Below are 21,706 nucleotides of genomic sequence, written 5' to 3'. Positions count from 1 at the left end.
GGAACGCAAAGAGCTCGTGATCATGGCCGATGGAGCTTTTAATCCGTAGGTCGTCGGTTCGAGCCCGACGGGGCCCACCCCTGCAGATCCGGGAGCGTTGAGCGCTGTATTCACGCCCAACGCTCCAGAGTACGGTCGGCTCGCTGCTCCCTCTGCGACCATCGGCGCCATGGGTGATTTCGATGTCGTCGTCGGGGCGGGCAGCCTGCGGGACGGGGGCGGCGGCGTCAGCTTCCCGCACCGCTGGACGGCGGAGGGCGTGAGCGTGGATGCCGCCTTCACCGGCGCCCACCTGCTGCACCTCGCCGCGGCGGGCTGCGTGCTCAACGACGTGTACCGCGAGGCCGAGCGCCTGGGGATGTCCATCCGGGGCGTGCGGGTCACCGCGAGCGGCGGGTTCGACCCCGACAGCTGGCAGTCGACCGGAATCAGCTACGCGGTCGACATCGACTCGGCGGCGGCACCGGACGCGGTCGACATCCTGCTCGACGTCGTCGACTCCGTCGCGGAGATCCCGAAGGCGATCCGCGCCGGCGGCACGGTCGAGCGGGTCAGCTGAGGCGGGCGGGCATCTGCTGCGAGCGGCGATGACCCGGCCAGAGGCGGTCCTGAATCAGGACGGTGGGAGCTGCCGGCGAGCAGGGCGCGACGTCGAGATCGCCGTCGTGGCCGAAGGGCCACTCGGTCTGCGGGCGTGGATGCCGCGCCCCTGGCCGTGGTCGAGGATCACGACCGTGGAGGGCAGGTCCGCTCACTGGCCGGCGCGGCCGTCGATGCACTCGCGCAGCAGGTCGGCGTGTCCGGCGTGCCGCGCATACTCCTCGATGAGGTGCACGAGCACGTCGCGCACCGACACCACGCCACCGTGATGCGGCACCTCGCGCCCGAGATCGTCCTCCTCGAACGGATCGAGCCAGCGGTCGGCCGCGTCGATCTCGGACTTCCAGGTCGCGAACGCCGACGCGACGGCGCCCGCCTCGGCCACCGCACCGTTGAAGTCGAAGTCGCGGTCGTCGGGGTGGTCGAACGGATCGGGCTGATCGGCGGTCTGCTGCAGCACCCGGACGAACCAGTGGTGCTCGACGTTGGCCAGGTGGCGCACTAGCCCGAGCAGGCTCATCGAACTCGGCGGCACGGACCGGCGGGCGAGCTGGTCGGCGTCGAGCCCCTCGCACTTCATCTCGATCGTCAGCCGGTAGTTGGTGAGGTACTCGCGATACGTCGCCTTCTCGCCCTGCGGCTGGCCGTAGCTGCGCCGGTCCTGCTCCGGGGTCGTCCACATGTCGCTCATCCACCCACCCAACCGAGATCCGACGATCCACGCAAACGGTTACGTCACGACACCGCCGCCCGCAGGTACGGTCGCGGGACGTTCGAGCCCGGGCCGTCGAAGTGCCACCACTCCCCGGCGTAGACGGTCAGCCCGCCCGCCGCCATCGCGTGCCGCAATGTCGCCCGGTCGGCCCGCGCGGTCGCGCTCACGCCGTCCGTCGCGAAGGCAGCAGCGCGCGCCGAGAAGTCGTCGAAGCCGGTGCCCATCGCCAGACGCGTGCTCCCGCGCGCGAGCGTGACGTCGACCGATCGGCCGGCCTCATGGCTGCGGGCGTAGGGCCGCGGGCGGGCGACGAAGACCGGGTCGGGCACCACGCGGAACATCCGCACCTGGACGGCGTGGGGTCGGTAGCAGTCCCAGAAGACGAGGCGCAATCCCCTGCTGCGCAGGCGATCCGCCGCGATCCGCAGCCCCGCGGCCATCGAGCGGTGCACCAGGCAGCGCGCACCGACGGGATAGAGCCGCACGTGCGTGAAGTTGCCCGGCGTCGCGTAGCGCAGGTCGATGATCGCGTCCGGAACGACGGTTCGGACGTCGACGAGCCCGTCGGCCCGCGCGGCCGCCGACACCGGCGGCACGGTCGGCCCACGCCTCGGCTTCGGCCTCGGGACAGGCGTCGGAGCCGGCACCGTCCGGGTCGCCGTCGCCGTCGCCGTCGCCGTCGCCGTCGACGCGACGGTCGAGGGTCGAGCGGTCGGCGTCGACGCAGCGGGCCGTTCGCCGGAACACGACGCAGCGGTGATGAGGACGACGAGCCCCGCCGGCAACCACCGCACGATCAGCGCGGGAACAGCGCGCTGTAGGCGTTGATCGCGGGCTGCCCGCCGAGGTGCGCGTAGAGCACGTCGGAGTCGCGATCGATCACGCCTGTGCGAACAAGATCGATCAGACCGGCCATCGACTTCCCCTCGTACACCGGGTCGATGATCACGCCCTCGAGACCACCGGTCAGGCGCATCGCGTCGAGCGTCGACTGCACCGGGATGCCGTAGTAGTCGCCGGCCCAGCCCTCGAGCACGGTGATCTCGTCGTCGCGCAGCTCACGGCCGAGGTCGATGAGCTCGGCGGTGTTGCGGGCGATCTTCTCGACCTGGGCCCGGGTCTCGTCGATCTTGGCCGACGCGTCGATGCCGAGCACCCGCCGCGGGCGGGACTGGCCGGCGAAACCGGCGATCATGCCGGCGTGCGTCGAGCCGGTCACGCTGCACACGATGATCGTGTCGAAGAAGATGCCGAGTTCCGCCTCCTGCTGCGCGACCTCGTCGGCCCAGTTGGCGAAGCCGAGCCCGCCCAGCCGGTGGTCCGACGCACCGGCCGGGATCGCGTACGGCACCCCGCCGGCGGACCGGATCTCCTCGAGCGCGTTCTCCCAGCTCTCCTTGAAGCCGATGCCGAAGCCGGCCTGCACCAGCTCGACCTCCGCGCCCATGATGCGCGACAGCAGGATGTTGCCGACGCGGTCGTTGACCGAGTCGGGCCAGTCGACCCAGCTCTCCTGCACGAGTCGCGCCTTGAGTCCCAGCTTCGCGGCCACCGCCGCGACCTGACGCGTGTGGTTGGACTGCACCCCGCCGATCGACACCAGGTGCGTCGCGCCCTGCGCCAGCGCATCCGGGACGAGGTACTCGAGCTTGCGGGTCTTGTTGCCGCCGAAGGCGAGACCGGAGTTGCAGTCCTCCCGCTTGGCCCAGATACGAGCCCCGCCGAGGTGCTCGGTGAGCCGCTCGAGCGGGTGCACGGGGCTCGGGCCGAACAGCAACGGGTAGCGGGAGAAATCGCTGAGCGCCACGGCGGGCTCCTGTCCTCGACGACGTGCGGGTCGACGCCGTCACGCTACTGCCCCGCCGCGCGCGGACCGGTGCCCTCACTCGTTCATGCCCGGGCGCCCCCGGCCGACAGTAAGGCGAATCGGACCCGGACGGAGAACTGATGACGGCAGCGCCCGAAGCTCGGTGGCGCCGCCGACCGACCCTTCGGACCGGCTCCTCCACACCGGCACATCCGGACAAACACCCGCGAACCCTCGGCTGGTTCGGCACCGCCGCGATCGCGATGGGCGGCAGCAACCAGAGCCTGTTCCTGATCTCGGCCCTCGTCCTCACCCAGGGCAGCGCGGCCGTGCCGCTGCTGATCGTCGGGCTGCTGCTCGCCTGGGCGGCCGCACCGGGCTGGACCGAGCTCACCCTGATGTGGCCCGAACGGGTCGGCGGCATCGCCGCCACCTGCGCCGAGGCGTTCCGGCGTTACAACCCGGTGCTCGCGAACCTCACCGGCGTCTGTTACTGGTGGGGGTGGGTGCCGACCTGCGGGCTCACGGCGATCCTCTCGGCGACCGCCCTGCACGACTGGTACCTGCCCGGCGTCCCGATCACCGCCCTGGCGATCGTGATCGTGACGGTCTTCGCGGCGCTCAACCTGTCCGGCATCACCCGCACCACGCGGATCGTCACCGTGATCGCCGTCGGCTCGGGCGCGCTCGCGTTCCTGTCCGCGCTCGTGCCGATCCTGCACGGCGACGTCCACACCCACCAGGCGCTGAGCTGGACCCTGCTGCAACCGTTCCGCGGCGCCTTCGGCAGCGTGTCCAGCGCGATGGCCGGTCTCTACCTGATCGGCTTCGCCGCGCCCGCGTTCGAGGCCGCGACCTGCCATGTCGGCGAGATGCGCGACCCGGCGAAGTCGCTACCGAAAGCGATGAAGGCCAGCGCCGGCATGGCCGGGCTCTACTTCCTCGTCCTGCCCCTCGTCTGGCTGGGCATGTTCGGCGCCGGCCCGCTGGGCGCGGCCGACGGCAACGGCGGACTGGCCCACCTGCTCGGCCCGACCTTCACCCCGTTGTTCGGCGCGGCCGGCCAGAGCGTCGCGGTCTGGTTCATGGTGCTCAACATGTTCCACGGGACGGCGCAGCCGCTGGCCGGCGCCTCCCGGACGCTGTCCCAGCTCTCCGACGACGGCCTGCTGCCGCGCCTGGTCGGGCGGCGCAACCGGCACGACGCGCCGCACATGGCGATCGTCCTGACCGCAGGCTTCGCGATCGTGTTCCTTGTCGCCGGTGATCCGGTCTGGCTCATCGCCGCCGCCAACTTCACCTACCTGATCGGCATCGCGCTGCCGAGCATCGCGGTCTTCCTGTTGCGCCGCGACTTCCCCGACTGGCCCCGGCCCTGGCGCGCGCCGCGCGGGACGGTCGGGCTCGGCGTGGCCGCGGCGGTCGTCTGGCTGGCCAGCACGGTGCTCGGCTTCCGCCAGTTCGGCCTGCCGGTGGTGCTGTTCGGGCTCGCGCTCGCCTACTCCGGCTGCGCCTTCTACGCGTGGCGCTGGCACACCGACCGCGTCGCCGAGGGGCGACCCGGAACCAAGCGCAGCCTGCACTTCAAGCTGACCGGATCGATGCTGGCCGTCATGGTGCTCGACGGCGCCGGCTACCTGCTCGCGGTGACGACCGGCTCGCACGTCAGCCCCGACCGGGTCGCGCTGCTCGAGGACATCTTCGTCGCCGTGGCCATCCTGACCATCAGCGTCGGGCTGATCCTGCCCGGCATGGTGGCGCACTCCGTCACCGAGGTGGCCGAGGCGGCCCGCACGCTCTCCACCGGCACGCTCGCCGACCTCAGCCGGGCAATGGATGCCCTCGGCCGCGGTGACCTGGACGAGGCCTGGGTGTCGCCGACCGCGCGCCCGGTGCAGATCACCTCGCGCGACGAGGTCGGCGCGATGGGCATCGCGTTCAACCAGATGCTGGCCGAGATCGGCCGCTCGGCCGCCGCCCTCGAAGGCGCCCGACGCGCGCTGCGCCGTTCCCGGGGCGACCTCGAGTACCTCGCCACGCACGACTCGCTGACCACGCTGCCGAACCGCCGGCACATCGAGCACGAGGCCCAGCGCATCGTCGACGCGTGCATCGCCGACGGGCGGCGCTGCGCCGTCGTCGCGCTCGACCTCGACGGGTTCAAGTACATCAACGACAGCCGCGGCCACGCCACGGGCGACCTGGTGCTCGCGCGAGTGGCCGAGCTGTTCCGGGCCCACCTGCGTCCGGACGACTTCGTCGGACGTCTGGGAGGCGACGAGTTCGCCGCGGTCCTGCCCGACATCTCGCAGGACGAGGCGCGGGCGACGATCACGCGGCTGCTCGACGCCCTGCGCCACGAGACCATCGACGTCGAGCACGGCCGCGGCCTGCAGGTCACCTGCAGCGCCGGGCTGGCCGTGCTCGCTCCGGGCGATCCGCAGACGGCCCAGGACCTGCTCGTCGAGGCCGACGTCGCGCTGTACCAGGCGAAGAACTCCGGCCGTGACCGCGTCGCGCTGTACTCCACGCTCGACCCGCGGCAGGCCGATGCGATCGGCCGCCACCCCTGGGTCGAGCGCATCCAGGACGCGCTCGAGAGCGACCGCTTCGTGCTGCACGCCCAGCCGATCCTGAACCTGCGCAGCGACAGCGTCGACCGCTACGAGGTGCTGCTGCGCATGATCGACATCGACGGGACGATCGTCATGCCCGGCCAGTTCCTCGGCGCCGCCGAGCGCTCGGGGCTCATCACCCGCATCGACCAGTGGGTGCTCACCGAGGCCTGCCGGATGCTGACGTGGGAGCAGCAGCGCGGGCGCGCGGTGCACATCGAGGTCAACCTGTCGGGCAGTTCGATGGGCGACCCGTCCGTCTGCGAGTTCATCGAGCAGCGCCTCGCCGACGTGCCCGACCCGCGCGGGCTGATCATCGAGGTCACCGAGACCGAGGCGATCACCGACCTCTACCGCGCCCGCACGTTCGCCCAGCGGCTCGCCGAGATCGGCTGCCAGTTCGCGCTGGACGACTTCGGCGCCGGCTACGGGTCGTTCTTCTACCTCAAGCACCTGCCGTTCGACTACCTGAAGATCGACGGCACGTTCATCCGCGACCTGCTCAGCGGCGGGGCGGACGAGGTGGTGGTGCGTTCGCTGGTGCAGATCGCCCACGAACTCGGCAAGGCCACGGTCGCCGAGTTCGTCGAGGACGCGGCCACGCTGGCCAAGCTGCGCGAGCTCGGCGTCGACTTCGCGCAGGGGCATCAGATCGGCCGGCCCGGACCGTTACCGGGATACGGGGCGGTGGCCGCGCGCCGTCGCACCCCTCCGGTGGTGCGGGTCGAGCACCGCACCCGACGGACCCTGGCCGATCGCGTGGATCCGGGCGCCTGAGGGCCCCAAGCAGCAGACGAGGACGCGATCCCGGGTGCTCTCCGGGTTCGCGTCCTCGTCCGGTCGATGCGATGTTCCGCCCCCCGCGGACGGAGCATCGTCGCCGTTGCCCATAGCTTTCCACGGAAGATTCTTTCGGTCAAGCGTCTTGCCCTGGACCGTTCCATTCCTCGAATCACTCACCTCCGGCGCCGGCCGGTCGATGAGATTCGTGAGCTGTGCCCCGTCGGCCCGGCCGAACGCGCGAACCGGAGGACCGAGCATGTCGTCTCAGCTGCAGCCCGAGGCCGGCAGAGGGCGTCGCGCCCCCCGCTCGGTGCTGTCCGGGATCACCGTCCTCGCCGCTGGGGCCGCTGTGCTCCTGGGACTTCCCTCGGCCGCCGGTGCTCGACCCGCCCCGGCCTGCGCGGCCGCCCCGCACGCCCGCGGCCCCGTCGACGTCGTCGTCGTGGGCCGCCCCGGCGGGAGCCGGGCGGTCGCGGCCGCGGTGCGCGCCGCCGGTGGCCGCGTCGTGCAGGACCTCGACCTGGTGGACGGTGTGCGGGCGACCGGACCGGCCCGCCTCCTCGACCGCCTCGCCTGCTCGTCCGCGGTGCGCTCGGTGGCGCCCAACGCGGCCGTGCGCTTCCAGGGCCGCCCCACCGATGCAGCCGACGCCGTGACGACGGCGTCCGACTTCGTCAAGGACACCGGCGCGAGTTCCATGTGGCGCCAAGGCGTCACCGGTCGGGGCGTAGGGGTCGCGGTCATCGACACCGGCGTCTCGCCGATGCAGGACCTCGCGGGCCGGGTCGTCCACGGGCCCGATCTCTCCGGTGAGGACACCTACCTCGACTCGTACGGCCACGGCACGGTCATGGCCGGCATCATCGGCGGCGACGGGGCGGCCGACCCCGCCGCCGGGCACACCGGCATCGCTCCCGACGCGACGCTCGTGTCGGTGAAGGTGGCCGGACGCAACGGCGCCACCGATGTCTCCACGATGCTCGCCGCCATGCACTGGGTGTCGGCCTACGCGTCGGAGTTCAACATCCGCGTGCTGAACCTCTCGTGGGGCACGCCGTCGACCCAGTCGGCGACCGTCGACCCGCTCGACTATGCCGTCGAGCGGCTGTGGCGCCAGGGCATCGTCGTCGTGACGGCCGCGGGCAACTCGGGACCGGCCGCGGGCACCGTGCTGAAGCCGGCCGACGACCCGATGGTGCTCACCGTCGGCGCGTACCAGCAGGATGCGCCCGGCCGGTCCGGCGCCTCGGTTCCGGACTGGAGCTCGAGCGGCCCGACCGTCGACGGCTACCCCAAGCCCGACGTCGTCGCCCCGGGGCGCACCCTCGTCGCGCTGCGCGCGTTCGGCTCGCAGGTCGAGCAGGACAACCCGTCGGCCCTCATCGCGCCGAGCTACATCAAGGGCAGCGGCACCTCGGAGGCCACGGCCGTCACCTCCGGTGCGGTCGCCCTGCTGCTGCAGGCCCGACCCGACCTGACGCCGGACCAGGTGAAGACGATCCTCACCCGCGCGGCCAAGCCGATCGCCGGCACCGCAGCCGACCGCCAGGGCGCGGGCCGGCTCTCGCTCGCCGGCGCGCTCGGCCGCCCGGCCGGGCCTGCGGCCACCCAGACCCCGATCGCCACCGGCCTCGGCTCGCTCGAGGCGAGCCGCGGCGGCCACCACGTGCAGACCGACTGCAACGGCGTCACCACCGTCATCCAGGGCGAGATCGACGTGCGGTGCCAGCCGTGGGACGGCGCGTCCTGGACCGGGGCCTCGTGGACCGGCGCCTCGTGGACGGGCGCATCCTGGACCGGCGCCTCGTGGACCGGCGCGTCCTGGACCGGCGGTTCCTGGACGGGTGCCTCGTGGACCGGCGCATCCTGGACCGGCGCGAGCTGGACCGGCGGGTCGTGGTTCGGCGCGTCGTGGACCGGGGCCTCGTGGACCGGCGCCTCGTGGACCGGCGCGTCCTGGACCGGCGCGTCCTGGACCGGCGCGTCCTGGACCGGCGGCAGCTGGACCGGCGGCAGCTGGAGCAGCGGCCTCGGGGGCACCCCCTTCCTCACCGCATGGTGGGGCGACGAGCCGGCGGCCGACCAGCACATCGCGGGCGAACCGACCCCCTGACCGCACCTGCGGCCGACTGAGGAATCAACTCCATGACCGAGAACAGCGCTGCGCCGTCGGCTCGCCCGTCGCCGTCGAAGCGACGCCTGTACTCGGTCGTCGTCACCGTCATCGCGCTGGGCGCGGTGAGCATCGGGGCGACGTGGTTGCTGCCCGAAGGCCGGCACCAGATCCCGAGCCTGTGGGCGATCGCGCTGACGGTCGGGCTGACCGCGCTGAGCGACACGGCCGTCATGCACCTGCGCTACGGCCGGGAGAACTACACGCTCACCTGGTCGGAGGCGGCGATCGTCGTCGGCCTCGTGCTGACCCCGTGGCCATGGATCGGGCTGGCCTGCCCGCTGGGCGTGATGATCGCGCAGCTCGCCGCCCGCCGTGACGCGCTGAAGATCGCGTTCAACGCGGCCACGGTGGCGATCGAGGCGGTGGTCGCCTCGGCGTGCGTGTCGTTCATCGCCGGCAGCGACGACCGGGACGCGGCGGGGAACGTCCGCTTCGGCATCGCCCTCGCCGTCGCGTCCGTCGCCGTGTTCGTCTGCAACACCGTCTCGGTCTCGGCCGTCATCGCGGCCGTGCAGGGCCTGCCCGTCCTCGCCGTGGTGCGTGCGGGTTTCGCGCTCAAGGTCGGGCTGCTGCTCGGCAACACCACCGTCGCGCTGCTGCTGGTCTACGCGTCGTGGCAGGGCAGCGCCGTCGTACTCATCCCGTTCTGCATCGTGGTGCTCTTCCTCGCCTACCGCGGCTACCACGGCGCGCTCGAGGAGGGCGACGTGTGGCGCCAGCTCGACGCCGCGGCCAAGGAACTCACCCATCTCGACGCCGCGACGGTGGCAGCCGCCGCGGTCGCCCGGGCGGTGCCGCTGTTCAACGTCGAGTTCGCCGAGCTCGCGCTCAGCCACCAGTCGCTCGACACCGCACGGGTGTTCCGGCACCACCGTGACGGCACCACCACCGTCGCCCACGACCTCGGGTCCTTCGCGACCCGCGACCTGCCCGCCGACACCGTCGTGGACGTGCCGCTCGACGTGCTGACCGGCAGCCGGACGACCACGATCGGGCTGCTGCGCCTGGGTCTGCTCGACGGGCAGCCGCTCTCGGCCCGGCACGAGCGAGTCGTGCCGACCTTCGCGCACAGCGTCGCGGCCAGCCTGCAGAACGCGCGCCTGTACTCCGAGATGCGCTACCAGGCCGATCGCAGCGCCTACGAGGCGACCCGCGACAGCCTGACCGGCATCGCCAACCGCAAGGTGCTGCACACCCGGGCCGAGATGGCCCTCGCCGCCGCGGCGAAGACCGACGAGGTCGTCGGCCTGCTGCTCGTCGACCTCGACCACTTCAAGGAGATCAACGACACCCTCGGTCACCACGCGGGCGACATGGTGCTGTGCAAGGTCGCCGAACGCCTGAGCGACCTGATCGGCGACGACGACCTGCTGGCCCGTCTCGGCGGCGACGAGTTCGCTGTCCTGCTGCGCGGTCTCACCGAGCCGGCCGAGGCCGAGCCGATCGCCGCCCGCGTGCTCGCCGCCGTCGGCGAGATCGTCGACTACGAGGGCCTCGGCCTGACCATCGGCGGCAGCGTCGGCATCGCCTGCTACCCGGACGACGGCGCGACCGCCGAGGACCTGCTGCGCCGCGCCGACATGGCGATGTACCAGGCGAAGGCCGCGCGCGGCTCGATCGCCCGCTACCGCAGCGATCTCGACGACCACAGTGTCCGGCGCATCACCCTCGCCGCCGAGCTGCGCAACGCCATCGCCGAGCGGCAGTTCCTGCTGCACTACCAGCCGCAGGTCGACCTCGCGACGTACCGCGTGATCGGCGCCGAGGCGCTCGCCCGCTGGAACCACCCGACCCGAGGCCTGCTCGCACCGGGCGAGTTCATCGACCTCGTCGACCGCTCGGGACTCACGCAGCGCTTCGCCCACACCGTGCTGGAGCAGGCGATCGAGCAGGCGGCCGCCTGGTACGCCGACGGGTTGACCGTCCCGGTATCGGTGAACCTCTCCGCCCGCAACCTGCTCGACCTCGAACTCGCCGACGAGATCGCCGAGCTGCTGGCCCGCTTCGGCCTGCCGGCCGACCGGCTGGTCGTCGAACTCACCGAGACGACGATGATCACCGACGCGGAGGCGGTCGAGACGGTGCTCGGCCAGCTGCGCCGCATCGGCGTCCAGCTCTCGGTCGACGACTTCGGAACGGGCTACTCGTCGCTCGCGTTCCTGCAGCGCATCGCGGTCAACGAGATCAAGATCGACAAGTCGTTCGTGATCGCGATGACGCGGGCCGAGAGCGACGCCGCCATCGTGCGCGCGACCATCGAGCTCGCCCACGGACTGGGTATCCGCGTGGTCGCCGAGGGCGTCGAGACGCAGACCCATGTCGACGCCCTGCAGGCCTTCGGCTGCGACGTCGCGCAGGGCTGGCACTTCGGCCGGCCGGGCTCGGGCACGCTCATCGCCGAGGCGGTGCGGCGCCAGGCCGCCCGGGCCACGCGTCCGGGCCGGCGCTCGCCGCACCCGCTCGCGCTGGGCCACCGATCGTCCGAGTCGACCGACCAGACGTTGCCCGCCCGCTGAGCTCTGGCAGCATCACCCCGCGTGGGCTTGTCGGTGCTCGTCGTGTGCAGCGCGAACATCTGCCGCTCGCCGATGGCCGAGCACCTGCTGCGGGCCCGTTCGGGTCTCGACGTCGCCAGCGCCGGCACCGCCGCCCTGGTCGGGCGGCCGATCGACTCCGCCTCGGCCCACGCGCTGCGCGAGCTCGGCATCGACGCGGGTGACCACGTAGCGCGTCAGCTCGGGCCGGCGCTCGTCGACGCCGCCGACCTCGTGCTGACCGCGACCCTGCGGCACCGCGCCGAGGTGATCGCCGACTCACCCACGGCCACGTCGAAGACGTTCACGATCCGCGAGTTCGCCCGCCTCGCGGCGTCGACCCGGCTCACCCGTCCGGCGCTGATCGCGGCGCTCCACTCGCGCCGGGAGCCGCCGCGCCCGGCGCTCGACGACATCGGCGATCCGTTCGCCGCGCCCTACACCCAGATGCGGGCGTGCGCCGCCCAGCTCAGCGCAGCGGTCGACGACATCGTCAAGGCGCTTGACCGCTGACCGGTGGAGGTCAGCCGACCGCGGTGCCGAACAGGTGACCGATCCCGTAGGTCAGGGCGAGGCCGGCCGCCCCGCCGATCACGACCCGCAGCACGGCCAGCCGGATCGAGCTGCCACCGATCCGCGCGCTCACCGCGCCGGCGAGGCCGAGCGCGATGAGCACGGCCACGACGGTGACGGCCACCCGCGCGCCCGGGGGCGGCAGCAGGATGGCCAGCAGCGGCAACGCCGCCCCGACGAGGAACGAGATCGCCGACGCCGCGGCGGCGTGCCAGGGGTTGGCGAGGTCGTGCGGGTCGACCTTGAGCTCGGCCTCGGCGTGCGCGGCCAGGGCGTTGTGCTCGGTCAGCTCGACGGCCACCTGCTGCGCGGTCTCGGGACGGAGCCCCTTCGTCTCGTAGATCGCGGCGAGCTCGGCCAGCTCGGCCTCGGGCGACTCGCGCAGCTCGGCCCGCTCCTTCTCCAGCAGGGCCGTCTCGCTGTCGCGCTGGCTGCTCACCGAGATGTACTCGCCGAGGGCCATCGACACCGCACCGGCGACGAGGCCCGCGAGCCCGGCGGTGAAGATCGGCCCGCGTTCGGAGGTCGCGCCCGCCACGCCGACGACGAGACCGGCGACCGACACGATGCCGTCGTTGGCTCCCAGCACGCCGGCCCGCAACCAGTTCAGCCGACCGGCCATCCCGGCGACGTGCGGCTCGTGCGGGTGCGTCGCGGACTCGGGCAGATCGGTCGAGGCGTCGGTCATGCCGTCAGTCTGCCCCCGAACGGGACGGCTTCATCCGGACGGTCGTTGCGACCGCTGGCATAGTGAGCAAGGTCCTGCTGCCGACGAGTCGCGGAGCCCGATGACTGACACGAAAGCGCCCCCGAGCCCGCCTGCCCTGCGGCTCTACCTCAGCGAGCCGGCGCGCGGAGCTCTGCAGGTGGGCGCGCTGCCAACCGCCGCCCCCTGGCTGCGCCGCGCCCCGAAGGGCGAACCGCACGGCGTCCTGGTGCTGCCGGGCTTCCTCACCACCGACTCGAGCACCGGGTTGCTGCGTCGCTTCCTGCACGGCCTCGGCCACACGGCGTGGGGCTGGCGCCTCGGCCGCAACCTCGGTCCGACCTCGGCGATCCTCGACGGCATGCCCCGCGCGCTCGAACAGCTGGCCGAACGCACCGGCGGCCCGGTGTCGGTCGTCGGCTGGTCGCTCGGCGGCATCTTCGCCCGCGAACTGTCCCGCAAGCGTCCCGAGCTCGTGCGGCAGGTCATCACGCTCGGCAGCCCGTTCGCGCTGAGCGACCCGCGGCAGAGCCGGGTCAACCGGCGCTTCGACAAGCACGCGCACCGGCACACCGACGGCGGGCTGAACTGGCAGTCGATCCTGCGGCCGATCCCGGTTCCGTCCACGGCCGTCTATTCCAAGCGGGACGGCATCGTGCACTGGCACTCGTGCATCGAGCCCGTCTCCGCGCGGCACGACAACGTCGAGGTCCGCTGCGCGCATCTCGGCTTCGGCGCCGACCCGGCCACGCTGTGGGTGGTCGCCGACCGGCTCGCCCAGGCCGAACCAGGGCGCACCCCGTTCCGGCCGCCGGGCCTGCTGAAGGTCATGTACCCCGGCCGGGGCTGAAGATCGAGGCGGAAAGACCCTGCCGCCCCGAGGCCACGGGCACCAATAGTGGGGCGATGGCGAAGAAGCAGCGGCACCTCGACGCGCCGGCCCGGCTGAGCGGGACGCGCTACACCGCCGAGCTCGCGCGGCTGCAGGCCGAGCTCGTCACGATGCAGGAGTGGGTACGCAGCGAGCGGGCGCGACTACTGGTGATCTTCGAGGGCCGCGACGCCGCTGGGAAGGGCAGCGCCATCAAGCGGGTGGCCGAGTACCTGAACCCCCGCATCACCCGGATCGTCGCGTTGCCGTCCCCGACCGAGCGCGAGCGCGGGCAGTGGTACTTCCAGCGCTACGTCGCCCACCTGCCGACCGCCGGCGAGATCGTCCTGCTCGACCGCTCCTGGTACAACCGCGCCGGGGTCGAGCGGGTGATGGGCTTCTGCACGCCCGACGAGTACCGCCGCTTCCTCGCCCAGTGCCCGGTGTTCGAGCGGCTGCTCGTCGACGACGGCATCCTGCTGCGCAAGTACTGGTTCTCGGTCAGCGACGAGGAGCAGGAGCGGCGCTTCCGCTCCCGCCACGACGATCCGATGCGACGGTGGAAGCTGTCACCGATGGACGTCGAGTCGATCGTGCGGTGGGAGGACTACTCGCGGGCGAAGGACGAGATGTTCGTGCACACCGACATCGCCGACGCGCCGTGGTGGACGGTCGAGGCCGACGACAAGCGCCGCGCCCGCCTGAACCTGATCAGTCACCTGCTCTCGACCGTGCCGTACCGCGCGATCGAACCGCCGCGCATCACGTTGCCGAAGCGGCCCGCGTCGACGACCTACGTGCGGCCGCCGCGCGAGCTCTACCGCTCCGTCCCGGACCACTCAGCCACCCTGGAGTGACGCCTCAGTCGCCGATCAGCCCGCCACCGGCGCCGACGGCCTCGACGAGCGTGTCGGTGTCGGCGAAGGTCTTGGCGATGACGGCGGTGCGCTTCACGTAGTGGCCCACCGGGTACTCCATCGTCATCCCGATGCCACCGTGCAGCTGGATCGCCTCCTGACCCACGTGCCGCGACGACCCGTCGACCTGGATCTTGGCCGCCTGCACCGCGCGACGGCGCCCGGCGATGTCGTCGTCGGCCAGCGCCAGCCGGGCCATGAGGGCCATGCTGCGCGCCTGCTCCAGCGACACGAACATGTCGGCCGCGCGGAACTGCAGCGCCTGGAACACCGAGATCGGCTGGCCGAACTGCTGCCGGGTCTTCAGGTAGTCGACGGTCAGCCACAGCATGCGGTCCATCGCGCCCACGGCCTCGGAGCAGAGGACCGCCGTGGCGACGTCGAGCACCGACTCGACGTGGCCGAGAGCGTCGGCCACGCTGCCCAGCGGCTCGGCCGCGGCGTCGGTGAACAGGACGTCGGCGCCCCCGAGACCGTCCTGCTGCTTGTACGCGTCGCGCGCGACGGCGTCGCCGCTCACGAGGAACAGCCCGATCGAGCCGTCGCCCGTCCTCGCCGTCACGATGAAGGTGTCGGCGACATCGCCGCCGAGCACCGCGATCTTCTCGCCCGACACCGTCCACGACCCGCTCGACTGCGTCGCGGTGGTCTCGAGGTCGGTCAGCGACCAGCGCGAATTCGCCTCGGTGGCCGCGAACGCCAGCAGCCGCTCGCCGCCGGCCACGCCGGGCAGGATCGCGGCCTTCTGCTCCGGCGTGCCGGCCGCGGCGACGAGCTGGCCGCCCAGCACCACCGTGGCGACGAAGGGTTCGAGCACGAGCGCGCGGCCGAACTGCTCCATCACCACGGCCAGCTCGCCGACGCCCATGCCGGCACCGCCGTACTGCTCGTCGAAGGTCAGCCCGAGCAGGCCGAGCTCGGCGTACTGCTTCCAGAGATCACGGCTCCAGCCCTCGTCGGACTGCAGCAGCGCGAGGCGGGCGTTGGCGTCGTATCGCTTGTCCAGCAGGGACTTCACCGCATCGGCGAGCATCCGCTGTTCGTCGGTCAGATCGAGTTCCACGGTTGCGTCTTCCCCTCAGAACTTCAGGATGGCTTTGGCGATGATGGTGCGCTGGACCTCGTTCGAGCCGCTGTAGATCGAGGCCTTGCGCCAGTTGAAGTACGTCGGCAGAGCGTCGACCGCGCCGTCACGCAGCTCGGCGAAGCCGTCCGGGACGTCGGCGGTCTCGCGGTAGCCGAGCGCGGCCGGGCCGAGCACGTCGACGAGCAGCTCGGTGGCCTCCTGCTGCAACTCCGAACCCTTGAGCTTGAGCACGGACGACACCGGGTCGGGCTTGCCCGACCCGGTGCGACCCTCGGCGTCGAGCACGCGCAGCACCGACATCTCGATGGCGGTGACCTCGACCTCGAGGCGGGTCAGCTTCGCCCGGAACAGCGGGTCGTCGAGCAGCGTCCGGTCACCGACCTTGGTCTCGGCCGCGATGCGCTTGATGCGCTTGATGCGGGCCTTGGTCTGCCCGACCGCGACGACGCCGGTGCGCTCGTTGCCGAGCAGGAACTTGGCGTAGTCCCAGCCCGCGTTCTCCTGGCCGACGAGGTTCTCGGCCGGCACCCGCACGTTCTCGAAGAAGACCTCGTTGACCTCGTGGCCGCCGTCGATCAGCTGGATCGGGCGGACGGTGACGCCGGGCGTGGCCATGTCGATGAGCAGGAACGAGATGCCGCGCTGCTTCTTGGCGTCAGGGTCGGTGCGCACGAGGCAGAAGATCCAGTCGGCCCACTGGCCGAGCGTCGTCCACGTCTTCTGGCCGTTGACGACGTACTCGTCGCCCTCGCGGACGGCGGTGGTCTTCAGCGAGGCGAGGTCCGAACCGGCGTTCGGCTCGGAGAAGCCCTGGCACCACCAGATGTCGAGGTTCGCCGTCTTGGGCAGGAAGCGTTCCTTGATCTCCTGGCTGCCGAAGGTCGCGATCACCGGGCCGACCATCTGTGTGTTGAACGCGAGCGGCGGCGGCACGTGCGCGAGCAGCATCTCCTCGGCGTGCAGGTGGCGCTGCACCGGAGTCCACCCCTGGCCGCCCCACTCGGTCGGCCAGTGGGGAACGGCCAGGCCGTGCTCGTTCATGATCCGCTGCGAGGTCACGATGTCCTCGCGCGTCGCATGCTCGCCACGGGCCAGGCGCGACCGGATGTCAGCCGGGATCTCGGTGGTGAAGAACGTGCGCATGCGCTCGGCGAACGCGCGCTCCTCCTTGCTCAGGGCGATGTCCATCTCGGCGCTGCTCCTACCTGTCGGTAACCGGTAGTGCCAGCATGCCCTCCGCCGCGGCTCCGCTCTACCCTGACCCCCATGTCCCACCTGCGCGAGCGCGACGATGCCGGGCCCACGCACGACCACGACGATCACGACGACCATCACGGCGGGCACCACCACGATCACGACCACGACCACCCGAGCACGGGTCTCGGCCGGCTGCGGCACGCGCTGTCCGAGCTCGTCGGCGGTCACTCGCACGACACGGCCGACCAGATCGACGACGCCCTGGAGGCCGATGCCGCCGGTCGGCGCGCCCTCGTCATCAGCCTCGTCGGGCTGGCCGTCACGGCGGCGATCCAGGCCGTCGTCGTCGTGCTCTCGGGCTCGGTCGCCCTGCTCGGCGACACGCTGCACAACTTCGCCGACGCGTTGACCGCCGTCCCGCTGCTGGTGGCCTTCACCCTCGCGCGGCGCGCCCCGACCAAGCGCTACACCTACGGCTACGGCCGGGCCGAGGATCTCGGCGGCCTCTTCGTCGTCGCCATGATCGCGCTGTCGAGCGGGCTCGCCGCCTACGCCGCCATCGAGCGGCTGATCCATCCGCGGGCCGTGACGCACCTGTGGGCCGTGGCCGGCGCGGCGGTCGTCGGCTTCCTCGGCAACGAGACCGTCGCCCGGTACCGCATCCGGGTCGGGCGGCAGATCGGCTCGGCCGCGCTCGTCGCCGACGGCCTGCACGCGCGCACCGACGGGTTCACCAGCCTGGCCGTGCTGTTCGGCGCCGGCGGGGTCGCGCTCGGCTGGCGCTGGGCCGACCCGGTCATCGGCCTGGTCATCACCGTCGCGATCCTCGGCGTGCTGCGCTCGGCGGTCAGCCAGGTCGGCGCCCGCCTCATGGACGCCGTCGACCCCGCGCTCGTGGACCAGGCCGTCGCCGCCATCGGCACGGTCGACGGCATCGACGCCGTCCGCGACCTGCGCATCCGCTGGATCGGGCACACGCTGCGGGCCGAGGCCGACGTGACCGTCGACGACTCGCTCACCGTCAGCGCGGCACACGACCTCGCGCACCACGCCGAGGAGCACCTGCTGGTGCACGTCCGGCGGCTCACGGCCGCGACGATCCACGTCAGCCCGGTCGGCGCCCACTCGCCTGCACCCGGGCCGGCGCGGTCGTCAGACGGGCGATGACCGGCTGCACGATGTCGGCCATGTTCCGAGCGAGGTAGGCCTCGCCGCTGCGGTCCGGATGCTCGCCGTCGGATCCCACGTAGACCGACGCGGCCGACTGGAACCACCGCAACGCCAGAGCGTCGACGAAGGACGCCGCGAACGCCGTCGCCGCAGTGTGCAGCGCGTCCGACAGCGGCTGCAACTGCGACCGCGACTGCGCCGGCGGTGCGGGCGGCCCCACCACGATGACCCGCGCCGACGGGGCGAGGGCCCGCACCCGCGACAGCGTCTGGATCGCAGCCTGGCCGACCTGCGGCTGGCCGAGGTCGTTGTCCGAGCCGAAGACGATCACGATGCGGGTTCTCGGCGACACCACGTGATCGACCTCGTCGGCGAAGGTGTCGCCGTAACTCCCGCGGGCGACGTACCCGGCACCGTTCTCCGCTGCGTTGACGAAGTACACCTCCCGGCCGTCGCGATCGAGCATGGGCAGCGCCTCGTCGGTCCACGCGTCGCCCGGTGTCATGGCACCGGTGCTCAGCGAATCGCCGATCACCGCGATCTCGACGGCCGCGGCCGCCGCGACCGGAGGAGGAGGCGGCGGGGGGGCCGCCCCGCCCAGGCCGAGGACCCCGAGCACGCCGGCCGCCGCGACGACCGGCCGCGCCCGCCGCAGCCGTGCGCCCGGCCGGCGGGGCGGCGCGGCCGGGATCGACACCATGCAGGGCTCCAGGGAGGTCGGGTGGTTACAGCCTCACCCGGCGACCCTCGCCTGAGCAAGCTCCAAGCCGCCGGGACGACCGGACTTACGCCGCCGGGACGACCAGCCGCAGGCACTCGGCGAAGCCGGGATGCCACACCCGCCACTGGTGGCCGCCCGGGTAGGTCCGCAGGACGTAGGGGTGCCCGGCGCGGCGCAGGGCCGCGATGTAGGCCAGCGTCTGCGTGCGCGTCTGGGTATCGGTCGTGCCGTAGACCAGCAGCACGACGGGCGGGGCATCCGCCGCGTGCAGCTCGGGGGTGTACGGGATCCGCTGCGACGCGGTGTAGTTCTGCGGTATCGGCGGCATGCGCGAGTCGTAGAACCCGGAGAGCCCGCACTCGCCGTACACCGGCGCCTGGGGCAACGTCGGCAGGTAGCCCGCCGCGTAGCCCCCGGTCGACAGCCCGGCGTAGGTCCAGCGGTCGGAAATGCGCAGGTGGGCCGCGGCCCAGCGACGCAGGTCCTGGGTCACCGCCGTCCCCATCGCCTGGCCGGGGATGTTCGCCCACCAGCTGTCATCGATGAGCGGGCCGCTGCCGTCGGGCATCAGGCCGATGAAGGGGCCGATGCCGGGCCCGGCCGCTGTCTCCGCGACATCGCCCTTGGTCCGGGTGAACAGGTCGAGCGGGCTGCCCGGGTGGCCGTGCAGCATCTCGACGACGGGGAACCGACTCGTCGCCCGGCGGTAGTACGCGTCGGGCAGCATGACGATCAGGCGCCGCTCGAGACGCAACGCCGGCGACCAGTAGATCGTGCTCACCAGCCGGAAATGGTGCGCGGCGGCCAGGCTGCGGTCCGCGGCCGGGATGACGATCGGGGTGACGGTCACCCGCGCCGTTGCCGTCCGCTCCGACGTGGTCGACGCGGTCGAAGACGACGCCACCCTTCGTGCCGTCGCGGTGCTACCGGCCGGCCTCGACGCCGCGGACGCCGTGCAGGCCGCGAGGGTGAGCGCGAGGCCGGCGGTGGCCGCGGCGAGCGCCCGTCGGGGGGTCAGGGTCGAAGTGGGTTTCATCGGGCTCCCTTGGTGGGGACCGGGGTCGGGGTGGCCCGGGTCGGGTCGGTGCGCGGCCAGCGCAGCACCACTTCGGTACGCCCGTCGGCGCGCGTACCGATCGACGCCGTGCCGTGGTGGGCGGTCATGATCGAGCGGACGATGGCCAGGCCGAGGCCGCTGCCGACCGGTTGGTCCGGGCCGGCCTCGGCATCCCGCCCGCGGGCCTCGTCGGCCCGGCTGAAGCGCTCGAACGCGACCGGCAGGAACGCCTGCGGGAAGCCCGGCCCCTCGTCGGATACGGCGATCCGGACGTCCGCGTCGTCGTCGTCCACCTCGACCGTGATCGACGAGGCCGGCGGCGAGTGGCGGATCGCGTTGGACAGCAGGTTGTCGACGGCCTGGCGGATCGCCTCGGCGTCACCGTCGGCGGACACCTCGGTCGCCTCGGCCGGGACCACGATCGTCACCCGCTGCGCCGCCGCGGTGGGGGTCAGCGCCCGTGCGGCCGAACGCACCACCGCGGCGACGTCGAAACTGGCGTGCGCGGGCGCGTCGGTCTCGCGTGACCGGCCGATGCGCAGCAGGTCGTCGGTGAGCCGCACCAGGCGGTCGGTCTCCTGCGCCGCCACCTCGATGGTCTCGGCCAGCTGCTCGCGCGTGCGCCCGGGCCGCCGGGCCAACTCGAGCTCGCCCTTGAGCACCGTCAGCGGCGTGCGCAGCTCGTGTCCGGCATCGGCGACGAACTCGCGCTCGCGGGCCACCGCCTGCTGCAGGCGGGCGAGCAGACGGTTCAGCGTGTGCCCGAGCCGGGCGATCTCGTCGCGGGTGTCCGGCACGCGCACGCCGGCACCGGCGTTGCGCTCGTGCAGATTCGCCGCCTCCCGGCGCATCCGCTCGACCGGTCGCAGCGCGGCACGGATCAGCAGCCACGCACCGAGACCGGAGAGCACGAGCACGACCGAACCGAAGATGACGAGCTGCTGCCGGGCGCGCCCGGCCGCCGTGTCGACCTCGGTCCGGGCGATGCCGACCGCGACGATGATGTCGGACGATCCGGCCCGGCGGGCGTAGACGCGCATGGCCACGGTGCTCCCGGCGTCGGCGTCGGTCTCGTCGCTCGCGCTCAGGTGCACGTCCTCGTCGACGAAGACCGGCTTGCGCTGGGCCACCGCGGCGACCGACGGCGAGACCAGCCGGTCGATCCGGGTGGCCCGGGTGCTGTCGAGCACGATGCCATGGACGTCGACGAGTTGGGCGACGACGCCGTTGATGGGGTTCAGGCGGATCGGCGCGCGCCGGACATCGGTCGAGGTGAGCGACCGCCCCTCCACGGTGGCGATGATCGTGCTCGCGCGGGCCTCGAGGGTCGTGTTCAGGTCGCGCTCCAGATTGGACTCGAGGCTGCGCACGAACACGAACTCCGAGAGCCCCAGCATGGCCAGGGTCGCAACCACGAACACCAGCGCGAGCCGCAGCCGGATGGTCATGACGCGTCGCCGTCGGCCGGGACGGGTGTGCTCCGCAGCCGGTACCCCGCCCCCCGGACGGTCTCGAGTTGGTCCACCCCGAACGGCCGGTCGATCTTGCGGCGCAGGGCGCTCACGTACTGGTCGACGACGTTGCTCGACACGTCGTAGCTCGAATCCCACGCGTGATCGAGGATGAACGTGCGGCTCAGCACCTCGTCGGGCCGGCGCAGCAGCAGTTCGAGCAGCGCCAGCTCCTTCGTCGACAGCTCCAGCGCGACCGTCCCCCGCCATGCCTGCCGCGTCGCCGGGTCCAGCCGCAGCGACCCGGCCTCGAGCACGGTCGGGCGGGCGGGGGCGCCGCGCCGGACGAGCGCCCGCAGCCGGGCGGACAGCTCCTCGAAGCTGAACGGCTTGGCGAGGTAGTCGTCGGCGCCGCCGTCCAGGCCCCGGACCCGGTCCGGGAGGTCGGCGCGGGCGGTAAGCATCAGGATCGGGGCCCAGCGCTCGGCGGCCCGCAGCCGCCGGCACACCTCGAAACCGTCGATACCCGGCAGCATCAGGTCGAGGACGATCGCGTCGTAGGTGTTCTCGCACGCGCGCCAGACCGCATCGAGGCCGTCACCGGAGACCTCGACGGAATAGCCGTCCTCGGTGAGCCCGCGCCGGAGCATGCTCGCCGTCCGGGCGTCGTCCTCGACCACCAGTACCCGCACGGGTCGCAAGGTAAGTCCTGAGCGTTGTGGGGCC

18 protein-coding genes are annotated in these 21,706 nt (G+C 72.4%); 8 read left to right on the top strand and 10 right to left on the bottom strand.

Annotated features, from left to right (window positions below; all coding sequences use genetic code 11):
* Positions 1–169 precede the first annotated feature (169 nt).
* The gene (locus VGN18_RS12125; RefSeq protein WP_327539948.1) at positions 170–559 is read left to right on the top strand and encodes an OsmC family protein; all 390 of its coding nucleotides are present in this window, start codon (positions 170–172) and stop codon (positions 557–559) included.
* Positions 560–751: 192 nt separating this feature from the next.
* Here VGN18_RS12125 and VGN18_RS12120 read toward each other — a convergent pair whose 3' ends face one another.
* From VGN18_RS12120 to VGN18_RS12110, 3 genes are all read right to left on the bottom strand, one after another.
* The gene (locus tag VGN18_RS12120; RefSeq protein WP_327539947.1) at positions 752–1,291 is read right to left on the bottom strand and encodes a DinB family protein; all 540 of its coding nucleotides are present in this window, start codon (positions 1,289–1,291) and stop codon (positions 752–754) included.
* Positions 1,292–1,335: 44 nt separating this feature from the next.
* Positions 1,336–1,962 (bottom strand): M15 family metallopeptidase, encoded by a 627-nt coding sequence (locus VGN18_RS12115; RefSeq protein WP_349259894.1) that lies wholly within the window; start codon positions 1,960–1,962, stop codon positions 1,336–1,338.
* A 149-nt stretch (positions 1,963–2,111) separates the two neighbouring features.
* Positions 2,112–3,122, bottom strand: coding sequence for a 1-aminocyclopropane-1-carboxylate deaminase (locus VGN18_RS12110; protein WP_327539945.1), 1,011 nt, complete (start codon positions 3,120–3,122; stop codon positions 2,112–2,114).
* A gap of 140 nt (positions 3,123–3,262) precedes the next feature.
* Between VGN18_RS12110 and VGN18_RS12105 the strand changes: the two genes are divergently transcribed.
* From VGN18_RS12105 to VGN18_RS12090, 4 genes are all read left to right on the top strand, one after another.
* Positions 3,263–6,514 (top strand): amino acid permease, encoded by a 3,252-nt coding sequence (locus VGN18_RS12105; RefSeq protein WP_327539944.1) that lies wholly within the window; start codon positions 3,263–3,265, stop codon positions 6,512–6,514.
* Between the two features lie 262 nt (positions 6,515–6,776).
* Complete coding sequence (locus VGN18_RS12100; protein WP_327539943.1) at positions 6,777–8,633, top strand: S8 family serine peptidase; 1,857 nt, start codon at positions 6,777–6,779, stop codon at positions 8,631–8,633.
* Between the two features lie 32 nt (positions 8,634–8,665).
* Positions 8,666–11,212 carry a bifunctional diguanylate cyclase/phosphodiesterase gene (locus tag VGN18_RS12095; RefSeq protein WP_327539942.1) on the top strand — a complete coding sequence of 849 codons (2,547 nt, stop codon included), beginning with the start codon at positions 8,666–8,668 and terminating at the stop codon, positions 11,210–11,212.
* A gap of 21 nt (positions 11,213–11,233) precedes the next feature.
* Entirely contained in the window at positions 11,234–11,743 is a 510-nt protein-coding gene (locus VGN18_RS12090) for a hypothetical protein (protein ID WP_327539941.1), read from the top strand.
* Between the two features lie 10 nt (positions 11,744–11,753).
* Here VGN18_RS12090 and VGN18_RS12085 read toward each other — a convergent pair whose 3' ends face one another.
* Positions 11,754–12,491, bottom strand: a complete 738-nt coding sequence (locus VGN18_RS12085; protein ID WP_327539940.1) for a VIT family protein — start codon at positions 12,489–12,491, stop codon at positions 11,754–11,756.
* 100 nt (positions 12,492–12,591) lie between these two features.
* Between VGN18_RS12085 and VGN18_RS12080 the strand changes: the two genes are divergently transcribed.
* Positions 12,592–13,359, top strand: coding sequence for a hypothetical protein (locus VGN18_RS12080; RefSeq protein WP_327539939.1), 768 nt, complete (start codon positions 12,592–12,594; stop codon positions 13,357–13,359).
* A 56-nt stretch (positions 13,360–13,415) separates the two neighbouring features.
* A complete protein-coding gene (ppk2, locus tag VGN18_RS12075; RefSeq protein WP_327539938.1) occupies positions 13,416–14,237 on the top strand; it encodes a polyphosphate kinase 2 in 822 nt (273 codons plus the stop codon).
* A 4-nt stretch (positions 14,238–14,241) separates the two neighbouring features.
* Here ppk2 and VGN18_RS12070 read toward each other — a convergent pair whose 3' ends face one another.
* Together VGN18_RS12070 and VGN18_RS12065 are read right to left on the bottom strand one after the other, a co-directional pair.
* The gene (locus tag VGN18_RS12070; RefSeq protein WP_327539937.1) at positions 14,242–15,360 is read right to left on the bottom strand and encodes an acyl-CoA dehydrogenase family protein; all 1,119 of its coding nucleotides are present in this window, start codon (positions 15,358–15,360) and stop codon (positions 14,242–14,244) included.
* A 15-nt stretch (positions 15,361–15,375) separates the two neighbouring features.
* Positions 15,376–16,572 (bottom strand): acyl-CoA dehydrogenase family protein, encoded by a 1,197-nt coding sequence (locus VGN18_RS12065; RefSeq protein WP_327539936.1) that lies wholly within the window; start codon positions 16,570–16,572, stop codon positions 15,376–15,378.
* Positions 16,573–16,650: 78 nt separating this feature from the next.
* Between VGN18_RS12065 and VGN18_RS12060 the strand changes: the two genes are divergently transcribed.
* On the top strand, positions 16,651–17,748 hold the full coding sequence (locus VGN18_RS12060; protein WP_327539935.1) for a cation diffusion facilitator family transporter: 1,098 nt from the start codon (positions 16,651–16,653) through the stop codon (positions 17,746–17,748).
* On the opposite strand, the gene VGN18_RS12055 is transcribed toward VGN18_RS12060, so the two are convergent.
* The 4 genes from VGN18_RS12055 to VGN18_RS12040 all read right to left on the bottom strand — a co-directional run bounded on the left by VGN18_RS12055 (position 17,687) and on the right by VGN18_RS12040 (position 21,672).
* Complete coding sequence (locus VGN18_RS12055; protein ID WP_327539934.1) at positions 17,687–18,451, bottom strand: SGNH/GDSL hydrolase family protein; 765 nt, start codon at positions 18,449–18,451, stop codon at positions 17,687–17,689. The two genes, VGN18_RS12060 and VGN18_RS12055, sit on opposite strands and share 62 nt — an antisense overlap.
* 85 nt (positions 18,452–18,536) lie before the next feature.
* Complete coding sequence (locus tag VGN18_RS12050) at positions 18,537–19,508, bottom strand: alpha/beta hydrolase-fold protein (RefSeq protein ID WP_327539933.1); 972 nt, start codon at positions 19,506–19,508, stop codon at positions 18,537–18,539.
* A complete protein-coding gene (locus VGN18_RS12045) occupies positions 19,505–20,977 on the bottom strand; it encodes a sensor histidine kinase (protein ID WP_327539932.1) in 1,473 nt (490 codons plus the stop codon). The genes VGN18_RS12050 and VGN18_RS12045 overlap by 4 nt, the downstream gene beginning before the upstream one ends.
* Positions 20,974–21,672: a response regulator transcription factor gene (locus VGN18_RS12040; RefSeq protein WP_327539931.1), complete on the bottom strand. Its 699-nt coding sequence runs from the start codon at positions 21,670–21,672 to the stop codon at positions 20,974–20,976. The genes VGN18_RS12045 and VGN18_RS12040 overlap by 4 nt, the downstream gene beginning before the upstream one ends.
* Positions 21,673–21,706: the final 34 nt, after the last annotated feature.

It is taken from the genome of Jatrophihabitans sp., from assembly GCF_036000465.1.
GTDB lineage: Bacteria > Actinomycetota > Actinomycetes > Mycobacteriales > Jatrophihabitantaceae > Jatrophihabitans.
Note: the sequence above shows the minus strand (reverse complement) of the source record. Positions and strands in the feature narration are given on the sequence as shown.